This is a genomic window from Nonomuraea cypriaca, from assembly GCF_015645445.1.
GTDB lineage: Bacteria > Actinomycetota > Actinomycetes > Streptosporangiales > Streptosporangiaceae > Nonomuraea > Nonomuraea cypriaca.
On record NZ_JADOGI010000102.1, the window covers coordinates 16,001 to 36,655 of the forward strand.

General features: G+C 69.5%; 25 protein-coding genes. 8 read left to right on the forward strand and 17 right to left on the reverse strand.

The window, feature by feature from the left end; translation table 11 throughout:
- Positions 1–17 precede the first annotated feature (17 nt).
- The 4 genes from ITP53_RS29575 to ITP53_RS29590 all read right to left on the reverse strand — a co-directional run bounded on the left by ITP53_RS29575 (position 18) and on the right by ITP53_RS29590 (position 3,692).
- Positions 18–1,253, reverse strand: a complete 1,236-nt coding sequence (locus tag ITP53_RS29575; protein WP_195898738.1) for an ABC transporter permease — start codon at positions 1,251–1,253, stop codon at positions 18–20.
- Positions 1,250–2,035: an ABC transporter ATP-binding protein gene (locus ITP53_RS29580; RefSeq protein ID WP_195898739.1), complete on the reverse strand. Its 786-nt coding sequence runs from the start codon at positions 2,033–2,035 to the stop codon at positions 1,250–1,252. The genes ITP53_RS29575 and ITP53_RS29580 overlap by 4 nt, the downstream gene beginning before the upstream one ends.
- Entirely contained in the window at positions 2,032–3,093 is a 1,062-nt protein-coding gene (locus tag ITP53_RS29585) for a peptidoglycan-binding protein (RefSeq protein WP_195898740.1), read from the reverse strand. The genes ITP53_RS29580 and ITP53_RS29585 overlap by 4 nt, the downstream gene beginning before the upstream one ends.
- An 86-nt stretch (positions 3,094–3,179) precedes the next feature.
- Positions 3,180–3,692: a hypothetical protein gene (locus tag ITP53_RS29590; protein WP_195898741.1), complete on the reverse strand. Its 513-nt coding sequence runs from the start codon at positions 3,690–3,692 to the stop codon at positions 3,180–3,182.
- Positions 3,693–3,849: 157 nt separating this feature from the next.
- Here ITP53_RS29590 and ITP53_RS29595 point away from each other — a divergent pair, with 157 nt between their 5' ends.
- Complete coding sequence (locus ITP53_RS29595) at positions 3,850–4,503, forward strand: response regulator transcription factor (RefSeq protein ID WP_195898742.1); 654 nt, start codon at positions 3,850–3,852, stop codon at positions 4,501–4,503.
- A gap of 7 nt (positions 4,504–4,510) precedes the next feature.
- The gene (locus ITP53_RS29600) at positions 4,511–5,740 is read left to right on the forward strand and encodes a sensor histidine kinase (protein ID WP_195898743.1); all 1,230 of its coding nucleotides are present in this window, start codon (positions 4,511–4,513) and stop codon (positions 5,738–5,740) included.
- A gap of 147 nt (positions 5,741–5,887) precedes the next feature.
- Here ITP53_RS29600 and ITP53_RS29605 read toward each other — a convergent pair whose 3' ends face one another.
- A complete protein-coding gene (locus ITP53_RS29605; RefSeq protein WP_195898744.1) occupies positions 5,888–6,463 on the reverse strand; it encodes a TetR/AcrR family transcriptional regulator in 576 nt (191 codons plus the stop codon).
- An 87-nt stretch (positions 6,464–6,550) separates the two neighbouring features.
- Between ITP53_RS29605 and ITP53_RS29610 the strand changes: the two genes are divergently transcribed.
- Positions 6,551–6,925: a DUF4267 domain-containing protein gene (locus ITP53_RS29610; protein WP_195898745.1), complete on the forward strand. Its 375-nt coding sequence runs from the start codon at positions 6,551–6,553 to the stop codon at positions 6,923–6,925.
- Between the two features lie 98 nt (positions 6,926–7,023).
- Here the strand turns inward: ITP53_RS29610 and ITP53_RS29615 are convergent, their stop codons facing one another.
- Both ITP53_RS29615 and ITP53_RS29620 read right to left on the reverse strand, forming a co-directional pair.
- Positions 7,024–7,533, reverse strand: a complete 510-nt coding sequence (locus tag ITP53_RS29615) for an aldo/keto reductase (protein ID WP_195898746.1) — start codon at positions 7,531–7,533, stop codon at positions 7,024–7,026.
- A 29-nt stretch (positions 7,534–7,562) separates the two neighbouring features.
- On the reverse strand, positions 7,563–8,588 hold the full coding sequence (locus ITP53_RS29620) for a hypothetical protein (protein WP_195898747.1): 1,026 nt from the start codon (positions 8,586–8,588) through the stop codon (positions 7,563–7,565).
- 92 nt (positions 8,589–8,680) lie between these two features.
- Between ITP53_RS29620 and ITP53_RS29625 the strand changes: the two genes are divergently transcribed.
- Positions 8,681–9,358 carry a TetR/AcrR family transcriptional regulator gene (locus tag ITP53_RS29625; protein WP_195898748.1) on the forward strand — a complete coding sequence of 226 codons (678 nt, stop codon included), beginning with the start codon at positions 8,681–8,683 and terminating at the stop codon, positions 9,356–9,358.
- A 30-nt stretch (positions 9,359–9,388) separates the two neighbouring features.
- Here the strand turns inward: ITP53_RS29625 and ITP53_RS56270 are convergent, their stop codons facing one another.
- Together ITP53_RS56270 and ITP53_RS29635 are read right to left on the reverse strand one after the other, a co-directional pair.
- Complete coding sequence (locus tag ITP53_RS56270) at positions 9,389–11,068, reverse strand: hypothetical protein (RefSeq protein WP_207756578.1); 1,680 nt, start codon at positions 11,066–11,068, stop codon at positions 9,389–9,391.
- Between the two features lie 70 nt (positions 11,069–11,138).
- Positions 11,139–11,441, reverse strand: a complete 303-nt coding sequence (locus tag ITP53_RS29635; protein WP_195898749.1) for an AMP-binding enzyme — start codon at positions 11,439–11,441, stop codon at positions 11,139–11,141.
- Positions 11,442–11,656: 215 nt separating this feature from the next.
- Here ITP53_RS29635 and ITP53_RS29640 point away from each other — a divergent pair, with 215 nt between their 5' ends.
- Positions 11,657–12,715: an LLM class flavin-dependent oxidoreductase gene (locus ITP53_RS29640; RefSeq protein ID WP_195898750.1), complete on the forward strand. Its 1,059-nt coding sequence runs from the start codon at positions 11,657–11,659 to the stop codon at positions 12,713–12,715.
- Positions 12,716–12,829: 114 nt separating this feature from the next.
- Here ITP53_RS29640 and ITP53_RS29645 read toward each other — a convergent pair whose 3' ends face one another.
- The 7 genes from ITP53_RS29645 to ITP53_RS57995 form a co-directional block, all read right to left on the reverse strand.
- Complete coding sequence (locus tag ITP53_RS29645) at positions 12,830–13,342, reverse strand: flavin reductase family protein (RefSeq protein ID WP_195898751.1); 513 nt, start codon at positions 13,340–13,342, stop codon at positions 12,830–12,832.
- Between the two features lie 221 nt (positions 13,343–13,563).
- Positions 13,564–13,815, reverse strand: a complete 252-nt coding sequence (locus tag ITP53_RS29650) for a hypothetical protein (protein ID WP_195898752.1) — start codon at positions 13,813–13,815, stop codon at positions 13,564–13,566.
- Complete coding sequence (locus tag ITP53_RS61285; RefSeq protein ID WP_407941320.1) at positions 13,812–14,141, reverse strand: hypothetical protein; 330 nt, start codon at positions 14,139–14,141, stop codon at positions 13,812–13,814. The genes ITP53_RS29650 and ITP53_RS61285 overlap by 4 nt, the downstream gene beginning before the upstream one ends.
- Positions 14,063–14,530 carry an ATP-binding cassette domain-containing protein gene (locus tag ITP53_RS29655; protein ID WP_407941321.1) on the reverse strand — a complete coding sequence of 156 codons (468 nt, stop codon included), beginning with the start codon at positions 14,528–14,530 and terminating at the stop codon, positions 14,063–14,065. The genes ITP53_RS61285 and ITP53_RS29655 overlap by 79 nt, the downstream gene beginning before the upstream one ends.
- Complete coding sequence (locus tag ITP53_RS29660) at positions 14,506–15,186, reverse strand: ABC transporter permease (RefSeq protein WP_328816169.1); 681 nt, start codon at positions 15,184–15,186, stop codon at positions 14,506–14,508. Before ITP53_RS29660 ends, ITP53_RS29655 begins: the two co-directional genes overlap by 25 nt.
- A gap of 141 nt (positions 15,187–15,327) precedes the next feature.
- Positions 15,328–16,038, reverse strand: coding sequence for an ABC transporter substrate-binding protein (locus ITP53_RS29665; RefSeq protein WP_328816171.1), 711 nt, complete (start codon positions 16,036–16,038; stop codon positions 15,328–15,330).
- Positions 16,035–16,376 carry a type 2 periplasmic-binding domain-containing protein gene (locus ITP53_RS57995; protein WP_236051307.1) on the reverse strand — a complete coding sequence of 114 codons (342 nt, stop codon included), beginning with the start codon at positions 16,374–16,376 and terminating at the stop codon, positions 16,035–16,037. The genes ITP53_RS29665 and ITP53_RS57995 overlap by 4 nt, the downstream gene beginning before the upstream one ends.
- Positions 16,377–16,734: 358 nt before the next feature.
- Here ITP53_RS57995 and ITP53_RS58000 point away from each other — a divergent pair, with 358 nt between their 5' ends.
- The 3 genes from ITP53_RS58000 to ITP53_RS29680 all read left to right on the forward strand — a co-directional run bounded on the left by ITP53_RS58000 (position 16,735) and on the right by ITP53_RS29680 (position 19,594).
- Entirely contained in the window at positions 16,735–17,154 is a 420-nt protein-coding gene (locus ITP53_RS58000; protein ID WP_407941323.1) for a winged helix-turn-helix transcriptional regulator, read from the forward strand.
- A 34-nt stretch (positions 17,155–17,188) separates the two neighbouring features.
- Positions 17,189–18,367 (forward strand): hypothetical protein, encoded by a 1,179-nt coding sequence (locus tag ITP53_RS29675; RefSeq protein WP_195898753.1) that lies wholly within the window; start codon positions 17,189–17,191, stop codon positions 18,365–18,367.
- A 135-nt stretch (positions 18,368–18,502) separates the two neighbouring features.
- On the forward strand, positions 18,503–19,594 hold the full coding sequence (locus ITP53_RS29680) for a glycerophosphodiester phosphodiesterase family protein (protein WP_328816176.1): 1,092 nt from the start codon (positions 18,503–18,505) through the stop codon (positions 19,592–19,594).
- Here ITP53_RS29680 and ITP53_RS29685 read toward each other — a convergent pair.
- Positions 19,568–20,452, reverse strand: a complete 885-nt coding sequence (locus ITP53_RS29685) for an LLM class flavin-dependent oxidoreductase (RefSeq protein WP_195898755.1) — start codon at positions 20,450–20,452, stop codon at positions 19,568–19,570. The genes ITP53_RS29680 and ITP53_RS29685 overlap by 27 nt on opposite strands.
- Between the last annotated feature and the right edge of the window lie 203 nt (positions 20,453–20,655).

A 20,655-nucleotide genomic window follows, 5' to 3' on the forward strand; every position in this document is an offset into this window, starting at 1 on the left:
GTGCGCGAGAGCGCAGGTCACACCGACCGCAGCGCCTCGGTCGGCGACAGGCGGGCGGCCCGGAGGGCGGGCAGCAGGCCGGCGATCGCACCGATCGCGACCGCCGCGCCGATTCCACCGGCCCACGCCGTGGTGGGGACCAGGACCTCCCACTGTTTGGCGCCGGCGTACACGACGGTCGCCAGCGCGCCGACGCCCACACCGGCGACGCCGCCGACGGCCGAGAGCATGATCGCCTCCGCAAGGAACTGGGTGCGGATCTGCCCTCTTGTCGCGCCGAGCGCGCGACGTAGCCCGATCTCCGACCGGCGCTCGAGCACAGAGATGATCATGATGTTGGCGACCCCGACCGCGCCGACTATCAGCGCCACCGCCCCGAGCCCCAGGAAGAGGCTGTTGAACGCCCCGCTGGCCGCCGCGCGGGCGGTGAGCGCGGCTGAGGGCCGGCTGACGCTGACCTCGTTCGGCGCCTGGGGATTGATCGCTTGTGCGAGTACGGCCCGCACCGCGGGTACCTGGCTGGTTTCCGAACGCACGTAGATCGTCGTCGCCGGCCCGTCCGCCGGCCTGCCCTGAACGATGCTGGTGTGGTTGAGGTAGGTCTGGGCGGCTCGGTAGCCGACCAGGACGCTCGCGTCGATCTCCGGTGCGAGTGCCGCCGGGCTCAGGATCCCCCCGACGTAGAACCACTGACCGCTCAGCCAGACGCGCTCGCCGGGATAGACGCGGTCGATTCCCAGACGTTCGGCGGCGAGGGCGCCCAATACGGCGACGGGCTGTGTGGCGGTGGCGGAGTTCAGCCAGCCGCCCTGTGCGACTGTCGTCGCGACCACGGGGAGCAGATCCAGGCTGGCCGCCTTGACCTGCAGCCCGTTGGTGTTGACCGCGGGGATCAGCTGGCTTCGGTAGACCGTCGCGCCACTGACGGTGCCGGTGTGGGCGACCAGTTGGACGGATTTGATCCGCGACACCCGCAACGGCGCTTCGAGCGGCAGCAGCGCGTCCTGGCCGGAGAGCGTGCGCCCGGTGCCCGCGGTCAGCAGGTTCGTGCCGAGGCGATCGATCTCCGCCAGCAATCCGGCCTGGGAGGAGGAGGACAGCCCCAGCACGGCGACGATCGCGGCCACGCCGATCGCGATCCCCAGGGCCGACAGCGCTGCTCGCATCGGGCGGGCGCGCAGGCCGACGCTAGCCAGTCGTGCCTGATCGCCGAGCCGCAGCCGGGCAGGAACGAGCGTGGGCGGGCCGCTCATGATCGCCGCTCCCCGGCCGGTTGGCCGGGCGTGTGGGCGTCAGCCGGGTCGCCTGGCCAGTGGCGCAGGTCGTACGCGCTGTCGGAAACGATCCGTCCGTCGAGCACATGGACCTGGCGTGGCAGGCCGGCGGCCAGCTCGGAATCGTGCGTGATCACGATGATCGTGGCGCCGCCGGCATTGAGCTCGAGCAGGAGTTTCAGTATCGACGCGCCGGTGGCGCTGTCGAGGTTGCCGGTGGGCTCGTCGGCGAGCACGATCGCGGGGCGGCCCACGAGCGCCCTGGCGATCGCCACGCGCTGGCGCTGGCCACCGGACATCTTGCCGGGGCGAAAGCCCGCACGGTCGGTGAGCCCGACACGGGTGAGCGCCTCGGCGGCGCGCTCTCGTCGCGCGCGTACGTCGACGCCGGCGTAGAGCAGCCCATCGGCGACGTTCTCCAGCGCTGTCGAATACTCGGCCAGAAAGAACTGCTGGAAGACGAACCCGATGTCGCGGGCCCGCAGGGCGGCGAGTCGCCGATCGTCCAGACTGGCGACGTCGATGCCGTTGATCCGCACGATGCCGCCGCTGGGCCGCTCGAGCGTCCCCATGACGTGCAGGAGCGTCGTCTTGCCCGACCCGGATGGCCCGACGATCGCGACCAGCTCGCCCTTACGGACGGTGAAGCTCACGCTCTGTAGCGCGGGCACGGGGGGCTGTTCACCGTAGGTCTTGGTAACCGCCTCCAGTTCCAGAACCGGCGGGGGAAAGCTCGTGGTGGTCGACCGGTGCGTACTCATGTCGCGGGCACCACCACTTGCTGACCGGCCGAGAGCTCTCCGATCACTTGCACCAGTCCGTTGGCGTCATCGAACAGGCCAAGCGTGACCGGCACCGGTCGGCGCCTGCCCTGAGCGTCGCGTGTCTCGACCGCGAACTCGCCTCCCGCTCGCGTCACCAGCGCGGTGACCGGCACGATCAGGGCGTTCTCGACCCCGCCCGTGGTGATCTCAACCTGTACCGGAGCATGGTCGAGGCGGCCCGCGTCCTTGGGACGCTTGAGCGTGATGTAGATCGGGATCGTCGCGGTCGACGAACCGGAACCGCTTCCAGAGTCCGACCCGGAGCTTGCGACCGTGCCGATGCGGCGGACGACCCCCGGTGTGGTGCGGTTGTCCGGGAGGGTGATCCGCACGGGGTCGCCGACCTTGACCTCGGACTGCTGGGCGGGGTTCAGATCCACGGTCACCTGGCGGCCGTTCGACGTCGCCTCCGCGATCGGCTCTCCTGGCCTGGCGCTCGCGCCGAGCCTGGCCGTCACCTTGCCGATGCGCGACGGGCCCGGCAGCGTCACCGCCTGCCCCAGCTTCAGCGAGCCGGTCTCCTCGGCCCCGAGCTTGTCCTGCAACCGTTCCAGCGCCCAGGCGGTCCGCCAGCCGAAGTAGTCGGAAGACGCTTCGAGCTGTGCGCGGGTGGCGTATCCGAGCCGCACGAGGTTCGTGTTCAGTTCACGCACATCCCGCCCGCTGTCGCCCACGGACAGATCGCGATACGGCGGGGTGGTGCCGCACAGCAGCACGACCGGGGTGTCCTCCACCCGGTAGAGCATCGCGCCGCACTTGATCTCCTGGCCGGGCCTCGGCAGCCGGGTGTAGATGCCGGTGGCGTGGTTGACGACCGGGTAAGGCGACCCGTCGGCCTGGCCCACATAGGACAGGGTGCCGCTTTGGTGGATCTGCGAGGACAACCGGCCTTTCCGCACGGTCGCGAACGAGGTCTTGACGCTTGCCTGCGCGGAGGGCTCGCTCTTGCCGTCGAACGGGCCGGTGACGACGACCACCGCGGCTCCGGCGGTCACCGCTGTCAGGAGAACGACGCAGGTGAGCAGCCGGCGGCGCCTGGGCCGTACCACCCGATCGAGCTCTGTTTCACGGGTGCGTGTGTTCACTGACCACCCGCAGGGCCGCCATCGGGCATGTGCTTCCTGCAGGTCTGCATCGCGGTCTTGAACTGCGGTGTGTTGGGATCGATGCCGTCGATGAGGAGGTTCCCGTCCTTCGGATCGGGAAAGTTCTTCACCCCGTTCTCGCGCATGCAGGAGGCGAACCGCAGCATCTGCTTCACCTGCTGGTCATCGGCCGAGCCGCTCTGGACGCCGGCCGGCGCGAGTGACCTGCAAGCCTCCTGTGCGGCCTTGAACTGCGGCGCGTTCATGTCCACCCCGCTGCCCTCGCCGATTTTGACGTCGAGTTGGCCGTCGACGGGGTCGGGGAAGCCCGGCACCCCGTTCGAGCGCATGCATTCCGCGTACTTCACCAGCTTGGCCGTGCCCTCGTCGACGGCGCTGGAGGCGCCGGATCGCGGACCGCCCGGCGGATCGTCCGACGAACCGCCGCAGCCGGCGACTCCCAGTCCGAGAGCCGCGACCGCCACCATCGCGGTGATGCTCCTTGTCATCCTCATGCCTTCAGGCCCCTTCGCATCAGCTGCACGTTGGTCATCGGGACCTGTTTGTACGGGTCGGCCGGTCACACCACGGTCCGCGATCCTGTGACCCGGCTGTGACCAGGGGTCCACGTATCCTCGTCGGCATGGACACCCATGGATGCCGGAGATGAGGGTGTTGGTGGTCGAGGACCATCGTGAGCTGGCGGAATCGCTGGCAAGGGTTCTCCGCCGCGAGGGGATGGCGGTCGACGTCGCCCACGACGGCCAGGCCGCGCTTGAGCGGGCCACGGTGATGGACTACGACATCGTCGTGCTCGACAGGGATCTTCCCCTGGTTCACGGCGACGAGGTTTGCGGCACGCTGGTGGCGCAGGGCAGCCAGACTCGGGTGCTGATGCTGACCGCGTCCGGCACGCTGGCCGAACGCGTCGAAGGGCTCACCCTCGGCGCCGACGACTACTTGACGAAGCCGTTCGCGTACGCCGAGCTGGTCGCGCGGATCCGCGCGCTCGCCAGGCGCTCGCAGCCGCCGCTGCCGCCCGTCCTGGTGCACGGCGACCTCCGGCTCGATCCGGCGCGGCGCGCCGCCACCCGTGGGGGAATGCGGTTGGCACTGAGCCCGAAGGAGTTGGCGGTGCTCGAATACCTGCTCGGCGCGCAAGGCCGGGTGGTGTCCGCCGAGGAGTTGCTCGAACGAGTCTGGGACGAGGCGGCCGATCCGTTCACCACGACGGTCAAGGCGACGATCAACCGCCTGCGGTCCAAGCTTGGCGACCCGCCCGTGATCGAGACCGTTCCTCGGTGCGGCTACCGGATCTGAGCCGCCCATGCGCCTGTTCGATCCGGTCCGCCTGCGGGCTCGTACGATGCGCCTGCGGCTCACCCTCCTCTACAGCGCCGTATTCGCCGCCTCAGGCGCCGCTCTACTGGCGATCACCTATCTGCTCGTCAGCCACTCCTCGGGCCTGATCCTCTTCAGCTTCGACACGCCTGGCCGACTCGGAGGAACGAGCGACGGCGACGCCTTCTTCAACGGTGACCCGCTGCCCAGGCAGCAGCTGTCGGGGATGGCACGCCAACTACATGAGCACGCGGCCCGCCAGCAGGATGCCCTCCTGCACGAGCTGCTGGTCCAATCCGGGATCGCGCTGGCCATCATGGTGGTGATCTCGATCGCGCTCGGCTGGCTGGTGGCCGGCCGTGCCCTGCGCCCCATGCGGGCGATGGCCGCTACCGTCCGCGACATTTCCGCACGTAACTTGCACGAACGACTGGCCGTCGAAACCCCTCACGATGAGTTGAAGGACCTCGCCGACACTGTCGACGGTCTCCTCGGCCGGCTGGAGACGTCGTTCGAGGCCCAGAAGCGCTTCGTCGCCAATGCGGCGCACGAACTGCGCACCCCGCTCACCCTGGAGCGCGCGCTGCTCGAGGAGACGCTCACCGACCGCGACGCCACCCTCGCGGCCTTCCGGGGAACCTCCGAGCGACTGCTCGCCCTCAGCGAGGAACAGGCCCGCCGGCTCGAAGCGCTGCTCACGCTGGCCAACAGCGAACGCGGCCTCGATCATCGTGAGCCCTTCGATCTCGCCACGCTCGCCCATCAGGTGCTGCTCACCTCCCAGGCGGAGATCGACCGGCTTGGGCTGCGGATCGACGCACGCGTCTCGCCCGCCCACACCTCGGGCGACCCCACCCAGGTCGAACGGCTGATGGCCAATCTCATCGACAACGCCGTCCACTACAACGTCGCCGGCGGCCGAATCGACATCGCCACCGGAACCAGAGACGGGCGCGCGTTCTTCTCGATCGTCAACACCGGGCCCATCATCCCGCCGGGAGAGGTCGACCGGCTGTTCGAACCCTTCCAGCGACTCAAAGCGGAGCGCACCACGTACGATGACGGCCACCACGGCCTGGGCCTCTCGATCGTCCGAGCCATCGCCATCGCTCACGACGCCGTCCTCGCCCCGCGTGCCGCCCCAGACGGGGGCCTTGTCGTAGAGGTGAGCTTCCCTTCACCGCTCTCCACGCCTCGGCCGAGAGCCGCCCCTTGATCGTGGACCTTGTGCGGAGCCGCCCTTGATCGACCGGAGCGCGGCACATAGTCTGCGCCGAAGCGATCATCCGCTTCGGCGAGCACCTTCACGAAGGAGTCGCAGCGTGACGACGATGCGGGCGGATGCCTGCTGATGCCGCGAGTATCAGGATGAGAAACGGTTGAGCAGCAGTGCCAGGCGCTGCTCGTGGTCTTCGCGCCGCATCCTGCCGTTGCGCATCAGCGTGATGAGCCCGTGCAGCGCGCTCCAGAAGGTCTCGGTGAGGGCCCCCAGGTTGTCGTCCCGCCGTACGAACGGGCGGACGGCCTCGCGCAGCTCACCGAACGCCTCCTGCAGCGGCGGCGGCGCTTCTGGGCTGGCGAACGGCAGGTCGACGGCGAGCGTGAACATCACGTCGTACAGCGCGGGGTGTTGCTCGGCGAACGCGTCGTATGCGCCGGCGACCGCCGCGAGGGCCTGCGAGGGGCCGGCCGCCGGTGTGCGGGCCGCCCGCAGCCGGGCGGCGAGGTCGGCGCAGCCGTCGACCGCGACCGCCGCCATGATGGCGCCCTTGCCCTTGAAGTGGCTGTAAAGGACCGGCTGGCTGTATTCGATCTCCTCGGCGAGCCGCCGGGTGGTCACGGCGTCCCAGCCTTCCGCCTCGGCCAGTTCGCGGGCCGCCGTGACGATCAGCCGCTCTCGTTCCGCTCGCTCGCGCTGCCGGCGCGTCTGGATTGACATGACCCAAGTCTAGCGCCGCTAGCGTTCCTGTCCAGGCTATGTTAGCTTCGATCTCGAATCTAGCAGCGCTAGAAAATGGAGGAAGTCATGCTCACCACAATCGCCTACGGACTGGCCATCGTGCTCAACGTCTTCGTGGTCTACATCGGCGCCCGGTTTCTCCTGGCGCCTCATGCCTCGGCGGCCGGCTACGGCGTCCCGGCCAAGAAGGACGGGGACGCCGCCCCCTACCTGACCGTCAAGGGCATACGCGACCTCAGTTACGGCATACTCGGGCTCGCGCTGGTCGCGTTCGCGGACGCCCGCGCCGTGGCCTGGTTCATGCTCGTCGTGGCACTCAACCCGCTCGTGGACACCGCCATCGTGCTGCGCCACGGGGGCACCAAGGCGACCGCCTTCGGCGTGCACTTCGCCACCGCCGTGGTCGTCCTGATCAACGCCGCCCTCCTGTTCGCCGTGTGAGGGCCCTGCGCGGTCCGAGAAGCAGAACTGGGCCGACGTCTACAACCCCATTCACAAGGTCACCTCGATGAGCGGCGTGCCGGGGGCGTGGACGCTCGTCAGGGCAGCTCGGCCAGGTCGTCGGAGGTGAGGCGGAGGCCGGCCGCCGCGATGTTCTCGGTCAGATGGTCGAGCGAGCTGGTGCCGGGGATGGCCAGTGTCACCGGTGAGGTGGCGAGCAGCCAGGCCAGGGCGAAACGGTCGCGGCCGAGGCGGCGCAGATCCTCCTCGACCAGACCGCGCAGTTGATCGGGCGTGGCCTGGCCGGTGGGCACGACGCCGCCCTCGAGCAGCGGACCCACTTTGGTGGCGAGCACCAGGTCCTCCGGGTAGGGCGACAACGCCTCCCGGATCAGCTCGTGCGCGTGGAGGTCACCGAACCCGTAGAAGCCGGCGGTGTCGATGTGGTTCACGCCGAGCTCCGTGGCACGGCGCAGCACCGCGATGCCCGCCTCTGGGCCGCGTACGGAGCCGCCGAGAGCCAGCCTCATCGCGCCGAAGCCGAGCCGGTTGACCCGCAGGTCACCGCCCAGCAGGAAGTGGCCGCCGGCGGCCGCAGTCGTGTTCATGTTCCTCTTCCTGTTCGATCCGTACGCGGTCAGCCGCGGTAGTGCTCGGCCAGCGCGGTGAACGCGGCCTTGGGTTCCCATTGCATGCCGGGGTAGGTGTCGCCGTGGCGGTCGTCGAGCACTTTGACGATGCCGTAGCTGGCCAGGTCGAGGTCGTCACGGGGGTCGCCGCCGGGGCGGTGTGGGAAGTTGCCGAGCGCGAAGAGGAAGACGAAGGCGCTGTCGACGCCTTCCTCGTCGAAGATCTCCAGCAGCTCACGCAGGTTCGCGGCCTGGCCGGCTTCGTCGCGGATGTACTCGCCGGTCAGTCGGACGGGTGCGCCGGTGTCCTTGTCGTACTCGACGATCTCCAGGCCCCGGGCGCCGCTGTCGGCCGCGCCCCGGTAGGTGGCGGTGCCGAACTCGGTGATCGCGACCGGCTTGCCCTGCGCGACGAGAGTGCGTACGCCCTCGCTGAACCGGCCGGCGACCTCGGCCGACCGGTAGAGATCCACGCCCACGATGTCGAAGGGGGCCCAGTCGACGCGCTCCAGCGGTATGGCGGCGTAGGTCATCTTGCCGTCGAATCGTTCGCGGATGAGCGTCACGGCGTTGCCGAGGAACTCGTTGACACGTGCGCTGAGCTCGCCGACCCGCTCGCGCAGGCGATCCCGCTGGTTCAGCAGCAGGTCGAGCCGGACGTCCTCGGTTTCGCCCGGCACGAACCCCTTGTTCTTCAGGCTCAGCTCGGCGCCGGCGACGAACACGACCTCGGCTCCCCGCCGCCGGAGCCGCTCCGCGCGCTCCGCGCAGTCGGCGAACAGCGCGAGCATCTCCTCGGTGGTCAGCTCGAGAGGGTAGGGCGAGAACCAGACCTCCAGGCCGAGGTCGGCGGCGTACGTCGCGGCCAGCTCCAGCCGCTCCGGATCACCGCCCATGACACGGACCGCGGTGCAGTGCAGGTCGTCACGGATGATTTCCAGCTCGCGCCTGACCACGTCCGGGTCGAAGCGCTCTCGGGAGATCGCTCCCCCGCTGATGAAGCCCGTGTCGTAGCTGATGCCCTTGGCCCGCATGGGTCTGGTCCTTCCTGTCGGCCGGAGAGCCCGAGGCTACGAAAAAAAATGCGTACACGCAAGTTTGCATTCTCCGCATGTAAGGTGGGACGGTGACCACAAGACAGGACGGGTTGCGGGAGCGGAAGAAGCAGGCCACCCGGGAGGCGTTGCGCGAGGCGGCGCTGCGACTGGCCCTTGAGCGTGGGCCTGACAACGTGCGCGTCGACGACATCGCCGAGGCCGCCGGGGTCTCGCCACGGACCTACAACAACTACTTCTCCAGTCGCGAGCAGGCGATCGTCGCCGCCGTCACCGCCGAACGGGAGTCACGAGTCGCCGCGGCGGTAGCCGCCAGGCCCGAAGGCGTCCGCCTCGCCGACGCCGTCATCGACGCGATCGTGGAGCAGTACACCGACCCGGGTGAGCACGGTCGCGACGCGCTGCTGCTGATCACCACCCGTCCCGCGCTGCGCGACGCGTTCGTCGACACCGCCGGCGCGATCACACATCCCCTCGCCGACGCGATCGCCGACCGCCTGGGCGACACCGACCGGCCAGGTGACACCGGCCAGCTGGGCGGCACCGACCGGTACACCGCCCGCGTCCTCGCGGCGAGCGTGGCCGCGGCGGTTCAGGTCGCGCTCGAACAATGGGTACGGCCCGCCGCCCCGTCCCCCGCGACCGGGCTCGTCGTACTGGCCGGCTCGCTACCCGACCTGCTCCGCGCCGCGCTCGCACCGCTCACACCAGCGCTCGACGCCGCCGAAGAACGACCACGACGACGGTGACAGGGCTGTCCATGCGCCCACGGCGGAAGGTCACTTTCCGGTGGTACGGGAGGCCAGTTGGCCGGCGACGTCCTTGGCCGGGTTGAGCACCTCTTCCTCGCCCAACGCGGTGGTGTCGGAGTCGGGACCCGTGGTCGTGGCCACGGTGGACAGACCTCCGAACGTTACTTCGACGACCTGACCGCCCACGCGGTAGAAGATGATCGCCTCGCGCCTGTTGACAATCTTGTCGCTCGTGCTGATCTGCGCGAACGCCTCCTCACCGATCCCGCTCAGCGTGATCGGCTTGCTCTCCTTCGCCAGTTGCTGGTCCTCGGGCACACCGGCGGGTGCCGTGCCGGCGTCCTTCTTCTCCTGCTGGAACTTGGCGCGGGCCGCGGCCGCTCCTTCCTTCATGGTCGACACGTTCACCCGCAGATTCACCATGTTGTACGTGGCCTCGCTCCGGCCCTCGGGGTCGAAGATGCTGCTCCAACTGCACGTCGCCCAGCGTTCACCGGAGTACGCGCTGTTGCGGGCGCTGGTCCTGGCCTTGCCGACGTATTTCCGCACGGTCTGCTCGGGGAGCGCCTTGCACACGTCCTGGCCTCTGGAGGCGGCGGTGATCCGGGTGACCTCGCCGTCCTCGCTCTGGGAGTCTCCCTTGAGCAGGGCGGTGGAGAACGCCTTCGCCGCCTCCTGCGCGGAGCGCATCACCTGCGACTCGGATAGCTGTTCGTAGCCGCCGTTGAGGCCGGGCAGGCTGTCGTAGCCGCCGTATCGGAGGTGTACGAGGGCGCCGGACAGCTGGAAGGTTATCTCGGCGTCCACGGCCTTCGTCGACGTGTCCGTGCTCACGGACGTGAAGGCGTATGACGCCTCACCGAGGCCGGAAACGCTCACCAGTTCGCCGAACCTGGACCCCTCGGGCGGATCGTTCAGCATGCTCTGGGTGTTTTCCTTCTGGATGGCGAAGTGTTGTTTCGCGTCGAAACCGCCTCGGGTCTTCTCGTACGTGGTCAGGACCACTTCGAGGTCGCGTTTCTGCTCGACCTGGCCCCTCGGCTGCTCGCCCGACTCCCACGCACAGGTGCTTTCCGTGGACGACATCGTGGAGGTGTCGTCCGCGGGATTTTCCTCCGCGTTGCGTACGAGCTTCTTCAGTAGGTCGGCGGGGAAGATCGAGCAGAGGTCCTCGCCCTTGAACGAGGCCAGCTTGGCGGTCGGCCGCTCGCTCTCCGAGGTGCCCTTCCCCGCCTGCTCACCGCTCGGCTCGCCACCCTCGTCGTCGCCGGACAGCAACGCGAAGGCGCCGGCGCCACCGCCGCCGAGCAGGACGAGGGCGACAATCGAGGCGATCAGGATGGCCGGCCGGGTGCCGCGCGTCGGCCCGCTCGCCGGCCCCTGCCCACCGGGACGCCCGGGACCGCCCTCCCAGCCTCCTCCAGGCCCGCCCGGGCCTCCGGGGCCGCCCGGACCTCCAGGCCCGCCCGGGCCGTAAGGACCACCGGGGCCGCCCTGACCGCCCGGGCCGTAAGGACCACCGGGGCCGCCCGGGCCTCCGGGGTGGCCATGCTGCGGAGGGTGGGGCCTTGGCGGGCCCTGGCCCGGACCTCCCCACGACGGTCCCGCGGGTCCGGGCATCGGCTGACCAGGGTGCCGCGGGCCGGGCATCGGGTTGCCGAAGCGTGGGTCGGCGGGGCCGCCCTGTCCTTGGGGCGGGTATGACATGACGATCAATCCTACGGGAGTGGTTTGGTGTGAATTTGGCGTCAGCACGTGTGGTGGGGATGACCGGCGCTCAGGGCATCGGCAGCGGTGGCACCTCATCGAGCCAAATCTCCCGAGCCGCGTCGTAGCACCGTCCGAGCTCGTGGCTCGGCTGGCGCCGCAGCTCGCCTTTGGCGATCTTCTCCGAGGGCGTACGAGGCAGCGACGTACGGAACTCCCAGTACCTGGGCACCTTGAACGAGGCCAGACGCTCCCGCGTGTGGCGCAGGAGGTCGTCCAGCGAGAGCTCCCCGTCACAAACGGCCACGACGTAAGCCTTGATCTCCTCGCCGCGTATGTCGTCGGCCACCGGCACGTACGCGCACAACCGCACCCCTGGGTGGCTCTCCGGGGAGGCGGCGGAGCCCGCCCAGGTCGCGAACTGACCGGTCCGTCTGGGTGAAGAACGTGGGCGAACGGCCCGGCGCGTACGACGCCCTGCTGCGCGTCAACGGCTCCGAGCAGGCACGTGAGCCGCGTAACTATGCTTTACCTACATGCACAGTAGGTTTTATGGTGATGGGAGCCCAGAACAGAAGAGGAAGACCCATGACTCTCCAGTTCCTCTGGTACATCCCGAACCAGGCCCGGCCCGGACACCGCGGCGACGACGCCGTCTCGAACCACAACAGCCTGGAAACCCTCACCAGCCACGCCCAAGCCCTCGAAGGGCACGGATGGGACGGGGCGCTCATCGGCACCGGATGGGGGCGGCCGGACACCTTCACGGTCGCCACCGCGCTGGCCGCGCGGACGACGACGTTCCGCCCGCTGATCGCGATCAGGCCCGGCTACTGGCATCCGGCCAACTTCGCCTCCGCCGCCGCGACGCTGGACCATCTCACCGGGGGCCGGGTGCTGGTCAACATCGTGTCGGGCAAGGACGACCTGGCGGCGTACGGCGACAGCGAAGGCGGCCAGGCCCACCGCTACGCGCGTACCAAGGAATTCCTCCAGATCGTGCGCAGGCTGTGGACCGAGGAGAACCTCACCTACCACGGCGAGCACTTCAGCGTCACCGACTCCACCGTGGTGCCGAGAACGGTCGTCAGGGGCGAACGCCGGCACCCCCGGCTCTACTTCGGCGGCGCTTCGGAAGCCGCCGAGCAGGTGGCCGCCACCGAGGCCGACATCCAGCTCTTCTGGGGCGAGCCACTCGACGGCGTCGGCGAGCGGATCGAGCGGCTCAAGCGACTCAGCGAGAAGCTCGGACGTGAGCACCCGCCACTGGAGTTCGGGCTGCGGATCACCACGCTGGTACGCGACACCACCGAACAGGCCTGGGCCGACGCCGAGGCCAAGGTCGAGCAGATGGCGGGAAACGACACCGCGCGCAACCCGAACTGGCGCGCCGCCGTCGGCCAGCAGCGGCTGCTCGACCTGGCCGCGCGGGGCGAGGTGCTCGACGACAACCTCTACACCACCCCCGGCAAGTACGGCGGCGGCGGCGCGGGCACCACCTGGCTGGTCGGCTCGGCCGAGGACGTGGCGAAGTCGCTGCGTAAGTACCAGGCCCTCGGCATCACCCACTTCGTGCTCTCCGACACCCCCTACCTGCCGGAGATCAAACGCCAGGGCGACCGGCTCCTACCGCTGTTGCGCGAGTAACCCGGTCTCGTCCGGCGCGCTACGGGTGACGCGGCCGCGTGAACACCGCCTCCACGACGCGGCCGCCCTTCCTGACCGGCACGCGGTCCGCGACGTGGTGGACGACGGTGTGTTTCAGGAGTCGGGGTGGGCCAGGAAGCGGCCGAAGCGGCCCTGGTGGTAGAGGAGCGGGCGACCGGTACGGTGCACGTCCGCCTCGGCCACCAGGCCGACGACCAGGAGGTGGTCGCCGACCTCGGCTCTCTCGTAGGGCAGGCAGAGCAGGTGCGCCGAGACGTCCTGCAGCAACGGGGCACCCAGCGGTCCCGGCCGCCAGCGGGTGGGCTCGGCGAACCGGTCGATGCTCCTGCGCGCGAACCTGGCCGCCAGCTCGGCCTGGTCGCTGGCCAGGATGTTGACCGCGAAGTGGTCGGCGGCGCTCAGTCGCGGCCAGGTGGTCGAGGAGCGGTCCACGTAGAAGGAGACCAGGGGCGGTTCGACGCTGACCGAGGAGAAGGAGGTGGCGGTGAGCCCGACGGGCACGCCGGCGCTCTGCGCGGTGATGACCACGACCCCGCTGGCGTGCACGGCGAGCGCTCGCTTGAACTGATCGGCCGCGATGGCGTGATCGGGCAGCGTGTCGGTCATGCGGGCACCCCCGTCCGACGTACGCGGTCGCCAGGGTGGGCGGATGTCACGGATGGCATGATCACGAGAGTTCCTCACGGGAGAAGACATGCTCGCGCGTCGCCCCGGCGACTGTCCGGGGGCGCGGGAGAGGGTTGTCGGCGAGGGCGTGGACGGCGTCGGCCGCGCCGGGAGCACGAGGGTGCAGGCGGGCCTCGTGGCCCGCGACCACAAGTCCGTGATCAACGACACTGCGCGCCGGCGACGTGGCCGAAGTCCACGTGGGAGCGCCTGGTCAGGAGAAGGCCCTGGCTCATACGTACGACGCTGAGCCGCGGCCGGCGCCACCAGGGCCGTCGCGGCGCGGCGACCTGCTCTTCCTCCTCGGACTCGGCCTCGTCGTCCGGGAGGTCGTACCAGTGTGTGTCCCCCGGGAGGCCGGTGTGGACGGCCTCGTCGCGATCCTGGCTCATGCCGGTGATGTACGATCTCACGTCGCCGATCTTTCCCTATTAATTTTATCGGGATTCGACACACCGAGTGCCCGGAGCAGTTCGGCCCGGATCTCGCCGGTGCTCCTGCCCGCGTCGAGCCGCTGCTCGGCCGCGATCCTTCCCTGGTCTAGCACGAGGAGGCGGTCGGCCAGCGCGATCGCCTCGTCCACGTCGTGGGTGACCAGAAGGACGGCCGGCCGGTGTTCCTCGTACAGGCGGCGCAGCAGGCCGTGCATCTTGAGCCTGGTCAGGGCGTCGAGCGCGCCGAAGGGCTCGTCGGCGAGCAGCAGCCGGGGCTCGCGTACGAGGGACCGCGCCAGCGCCACCACTGCTGCTCACCGCCGGACAACTCGTTGGGCCAGGCGCGTTCCCGGCCGGCCAGGCCCACCTCCGCCAGGCTCTCCCGGCCCTTCTGGCGTGCTCCTTCCAGGCCGATCACGACGTTGTCGAGCACCCGCTGCCAGGGCAGCAACCTGGCGTCCTGGAAGATCACCGAGACCGGCTCAGGCACCTCGACCAGTCCCTCCCCGCTCACGTCGGTGTCGAGCCCGGCCAGGGCCCGCAGCAGCGTGCTCTTGCCCGACCCGCTCTGACCCAGCAGCGCCACGAACTCCCCTGCCGCGATCTCCAGGTCCAGGTCGTCCAGTACGGCGCGCTCGCCGAACAGGCGGGTCAGGCCCTTGACCCGGATCAGCCCGCCAACGTCCGTCGCCATGACAGTGCCTTCCTCTCCACGAGTCGTACTCCGGCGTCGGAGAAGAGGCCGAGCAGGCCGTACAGGACGATGCCGACGAGGATCACGTCGGTCTGCCCGTACGTACGCGCCAGGTCCATCATGTAGCCGATGCCGGTGGTGGAGTTGATCAGCTCGGCCACGACCAGGTACAGCCAGGCCGTCGTGACCGCGAACCGCATGCCGAGCAGGAAACCGGGCAACGCCCCCGGCAGCACCACCTTCCTGATGAAGGCGCCCCGCCCGAGCCCGACGGTCTCCGCCAGCTCCACGTAACGGTTGTCGATGCTCCGCAGCCCGTTGTGCGTATGGATGTAGATCGGTACCAGCACGCCGAGCGTGATGACCGTCACCTTCATCACCTCGCCGATGCCCAGCCAGAGGATCAGCAGCGGCATCAGCGCGAGCGCCGGGACGGCCCGCTTGATCTGAACGAGCCCGTCGATCGCGGCCTCGCCCCAGCGGTTCAGCCCGGACAGCAGTGCGAGGAAGGTGCCGAGCGGCACTCCGAAGGCCAGCCCCAGCAGGACGCGCTGGACGGAGGCGATCAGGTTCTCCTGCAGGCGGCCGGACTCGACCAGCTCGGCCGTGGTGGTGATCACCGTCCACGGTGCGGACAGGAACCGCGGATCCAGCACGCCGCGCCGAGGCGGCCGCCCAGACCGCGAGCAGCAGCAGCGGACCCACGAGGAAACCGAACCTGAGCCGCCGGCCGGGCCGCAGACGGCGACGCCTGGGCGGCGGGACGGCCACGGCCGGGCGGGAGGCGACGAGCGTCATCACACACCATCCTTGATCGCGTCCGCGCCGACCGTCTGGTAGCGCAGGTCGTACAGGTCCTGGGCCTTCAGCACCGGGTTGCCGGTCTCCCTGGCCAGGATGTCGATGGTCTCCTGGTGCCAGGCGATGGCATCGGACCAGTCGGCCGGGATCTCGGGCTCGCCCACCAGCTCGACCAGGTATTGGCCGTCGGCGGTGTTGAGGCCCTGGTCCTTGACGTAGTAGCCGGCGATCCACTCGTCTGTGTGCTCGTAGGTCCAGCGCGAGGCGCGGGCCCAGGCGGCGACGTACTCGCGGATCGCGGCGGCCTTGGCCGGGTCCTCGAGCGTGGCCGTCCGCACGTACAGGTGGCCGGGATCGTCGCGGAGCCCGTGGCGGATGGTCGTGGCGCCGTCCCTGCCGAACTTGGCGGTGTAGCGCTTGATGTTGACGCCGCCGATCGGGGCCACGTCCACCTGTCTGGAGGCCAGCGCGTTCGGATAGACGTCGCCGGTGCTCGGCAGCTCGACCAGGGTGACGTCGTCCTTCGTCAGGCCGGCCTGGGCCAGCACCCTCAGCACGAGCGCGCCCTGGGCCTGGCCAGGACTGTAGGCGATCTTCTTGCCGCGCAGGTCGGCGAGGGTCTTCACGGTCGCGCCCGGCGCGATGCCGAGCTCGTACGTCGGGTGCTGGAGCGGATCCTTGCGGAACTTCGAGGCGACGATCTTCACGGGCAGGCCGGTCCAGGTCGCGTGGATGGGGGGATGTCCGCGACCGCGCCGACGTCCAACGCGTCGGCCCTGAACGCCTCGGTGGTCTGCGGGCCGCCGCTGATGTTGGCCCACTCGATGTCGAACGAGAACTTGTCGATCTCACCGGACAACTGCAGGGCGACCTTCGTGGGCGGGTCTCCGATGATCAGCTTGGTGCCCTTGGGTACGGACGTCGGCAGCGGCGCGTCGGCGGCGAGCGCCGCGGCGGCTTTCTGCTCGCCGCCTCCGGCGCATCCGGCCAGGGCGGCCAGCAGGAGCACGGCGAGTGTGGGTCTCAGGAAGGCGGAGACAGGCATACGCTATGGCCTTTCAGGTGCGAAATTGCAGGTCCTCGACGATCCGCGCCTGTGGTTCTGACGGCACCATGGGCCGCCTCCGATCGTGATCACGAAGTCACTCCTCGGCGGGAGGAAGGGGATTGGCGACGGGATTTCGTGATCAGTGACATTGCGCGCTGGCGACGTGGCCGTGGTCCACGTGCGGGCGCCTGGTCAGGTTCGCGGCCTGGCTCATGATGACGAAGCTACGAGCCCGATCTCTTAATGTCAATATTTCCTACTTGATATACATGATTTTAGATGTCCGGGCCGAGCACGGTGACGGCACACTGTTCAGTGTGCTCGGAGTGCGAGGTCATGCCTCAGCCACTCGGCGATGAACGGGGGGAAGATGACGCGCAGCCGCGCCCAGGACCTGAACATGTGCGGGGTGACCGCCGCGATCGCCGTGATCGACGGCAGGTGGAAGACGATTTTGCTGTGGGCCCTGGAGTCCGGCCCGCACCGCCCGGGCGAGCTGCGCCGGCGGCTGCCCGGCCTCACCGAGAAGGTGCTGACTCAGACGTTGCGGGAGATGGAGGCCGACGGACTGGTTCACCGGGAGGTGCACGACGTACGGCCGCTGAAGACCGTCTACATCAGGCCGCTCCGGCCGGCCGAGGGCGCGGGCTCGGCAATGCCGCTTCATGGCCAAAGATGGCGAAGTAGCCCGCCAGATCAGGAATGCCTCAAGTTCTCGGACGGCGCTCTTCAGCACCGGGTGTCGGCGGCATGTCGTCGACCGGCACGGACGTAGAACGGGACTCCTCATCTTCAAGCAGGAGGTCTCGATGCCACTTCTGGGCTGGCTGACGCATGCCATGACTCATCGCCATACCGAGCACGCGCCGTACCGGCGCTCATCCAGAGTCGCGGTCGCCTTGGTGCCGCTGGCTCTCACGGCCGTCGGGGCGGCCTCCCCCGTCCACGTGACCGACACCGTGCCCTGTGGCGACACCGCACGGCTCATCGCGGCCGTTCAGGCCGCCAACGCCTCGGGCGGCACCGTACATCTCGCCCCGAGGTGTACGTACACGCTCACCGCCCCCTTCGGCACCACCGCCAACGGTCTTCCGACGATCATCAACACCGTCCTCATCGAGGGCAACGGCTCGACGATCGCCCGCGCGGCGACGGCGCCCCCGTTTCGCATCCTCGAGGTGACCGTGGGCGGCGATCTCACGCTGAGGCGGGTCACGGTCCGCGGTGGACAGGCCAGCGGCAGCGGCGGCGGGATCCACTCCAGTGGCGGCGTGCTGAGGCTCATCGCCAGCACCGTCACCGGCAACACCGCGACGAACTTCGGCGGCGGCCTGGACGCCGGCTCAACCCTGATCGTCGAGAACGGCAGCCGGATCATCGGGAACAGCGGGCGTGAAGGCGGCGGCATCACCAGCTTCGGGCCGACGTCGGTGACGAACAGCACCATCAGCGGCAACACCGCGCGCCGAGGCGGCGGCATCTTCACGGCCGCCTCCGGCGATCGGCTGACCATCCGCAATACCAGGATCGAACGCAACACCGTGGAAACCGATGGGGGCGGCATCTCCCACGCCATCGGTCTCATGGACATCCGCGACTCCAGAATCGACCACAACTCCGCCGGCACCTTCGGCGGCGGCATCTCCAACGCCGGCGGAACGGTGTCCGTGACCCTCGGCAGCATCAGCGGCAACACCTCCGCCGGCGACGGCGGCGGGATCCGGTCCGTCGGCCCACTGACGCTCGAAGGCGCCATGATCGCCGCCAACCGCGCCACCGGCCCCTCTGCCAGGGGCGGCGGGATCGCCAGCCACGCGACCCTGACCATGACGCGCAGTGTCGTGACCCGCAACACGGCAGGCACGGCCCCCGGCGGGCTCTTCAACGCCGCGGCGGCGTCGGTGACGGCCGGCGCCATCACCGCCAACCGACCCACCAACTGCACGCAGAGCCCCGTCCCTGTCGCGGGCTGCCTCAACAACGTGTAGTGACTGTGTCGCCATCGGACCGGCCACAACATTCTGTGAACGTTCATGGCCTGATCACGCCGTTGTAGCGAACGCGGGACGGCCCACGATCTAGCGTCGCGGGGTTGTGGAAACCCCGGCCGAATGGAGCCTCCCGTGAAACTTCGCCATGTCCTGGTCAGCGTGGCGTTCGTGCCAGCGCTCGCCGCGCCGGCCGCCGCCCACGCCGCGACGGCCCGCGATCCCGGATTGCTGCCGCAGAAGACCCATTTCGACCTGCAGGCCCATCGGGGCGGCATCGGCATGACGACCGAGGAGTCGTTGGAGGGTTTCGCCAAAGCCCTGCGCCTCGGGGTGAGCACCCTGGAGTTGGACACCCAGGTCACCAAGGACGAGAAGGTCGTCGTGACCCACGACCGGCAGGTCAGCGCCCAGAAGTGCCGCGACACCGCGCCGGTCACGCCGGGGGACCCGATGTATCCGTACGTCGGAAAGTTCGTCAAGGACCTGACCCTGGCCCAGATCAAGACCATGGACTGCGGCTTCCAGCAACTGCCCGGCTTTCCCGAGCAGGAGGTGATCCGGGGCTTCCGGATGGCCGAGCTCAAGGACGTGCTCGACCTCGTCAGGAGCTACCACGCCAACCAGGTCAGCCTGAACATCGAGACCAAGGTCGAGGCGGGCGCGCCGCAGGAGACCGCGCCGCGCGAGCTGTTCGTCCGCCGGGTGTTCGAGGAGATCCGGGCGTCGGGGATCGAGAAGCAGGTCACCATCCAGTCCTTCGACTGGGGCGCGCTGATGGAGATGCACCGGCTGGCGTCCGGCTGGCCGCTGGTGGCGCTGACCAACTACGACTTCCTCCAAGTGGGCCGGCCGGGCGCCTCTCCATGGCTCGGCGGGATCGACGCCGACGACTTCGGGGGCGACTTCGTGCGAGCCGCCGCCTCCATCCCGGGCGTCAAGGCCCTGTCCCCGGTGTACGGCTTCGCGCAGAGCGGAAAGATCGGCGATCCGGGCTTCCGCTTCTACGTCGACCCGGCGATGGTGTCGGCGGCGCACGCCCGCGGTCTCAAGGTCATCCCGTGGACCTGCGACGACCCCGCCACGATCGAGGCCCTCATCGACATGGGCATCGACGGCATCATCACCGACTACCCGAACCTCGTACGGGAGATCATGGCCGAGCGCGGCATGCGACTGCCGAAAGCGTACGAGCCGCGCTCATCTGCTCTGAGCGCCGCTGAGTAGGTCGGCGAACAGGTCCACCTGGGTCACGTCCGTGGCCCAGCAGTAGAACACGATCTCGTCAGCGCCGGCGTCATCCATCTGGCTGATCGTGTCGCGGAGCCGGCCGGGCGTCGTGAGCATGCTCGCCACCGCGCCCTCGGCGAAGCCGGGCGGCAGGTTCATGTAGTGAGGGCCGCTGTAGTAGTCGTACAGACGGTCGCGCGCCTCCTTGATCACGTGATCCGGCCCCAGGGCGGCGTTGAACTGGGCGACCAGACGAGGGCGGCCCGCGCGCCCGTGGGCCTCCCACTCCTTCTCGGTGGCCCTGAACAGACTCTCGGTGTCGGCGACGTGGCCCGCGCACAGGAAGCCGTCACCCAAGCGGGCGATCCGGCGGATGCCGGCCGGGCTGAAGGTGCCGAAGAGCACTTCCGGGCCGCCGCGGCGGGTGGGCTCGGGCCCGATCGGGCCGATCCCCTCGCCGTACGGCTCACCCGACCAGACGCGGCGCAGCACCGCCATCGTCTCGTCCAGCCGTGCCCCGCGCGTGTGGACGTCCGCGCCCGCGACCTCGTAGTCGTCCCGGCGCGCCCCCAACCCGATGCCGAGCGTGAAGCGGCCTCCCGACATACGGTCCAGGGTCGCGGCCTGCTTGGCCAGCAGCGCCGGATCGCGGAGCGGGGCGAGCAGCACCTCCGTCTGTACGCGGATCCTGGAGGTCGCCCCGGCGAGCATGGCCAGGGCCACCAAGGGCTCCGGATTGTCGTAGACGAGACGATCCAGCAGCGCAAGCGTGGTGAACGGACCCTCGTCCGCGCGCCGCGCCCACTCCAGCAGGACCGTGGGCCGGCCGATGGGCAGGCCGAGACCGACGTTCATGTGTCCCCCAAAGGTCCCCTCCCGCTGCGTGCCAGGTCATCGTGCCCACCGCAACCGCGCCGATGCCGCCAGGCCGCCCCACCGGACACCCCTTGCCGATTCTTGGAGCGGCGTTCACCCGAACGAGAAGGGCGGCAGCCCTCCGGGGCGGGGTAGCGGTGAGGCGATGGGTGGTGAGGCGATGGGTGGAGGCGGTGGGGCGG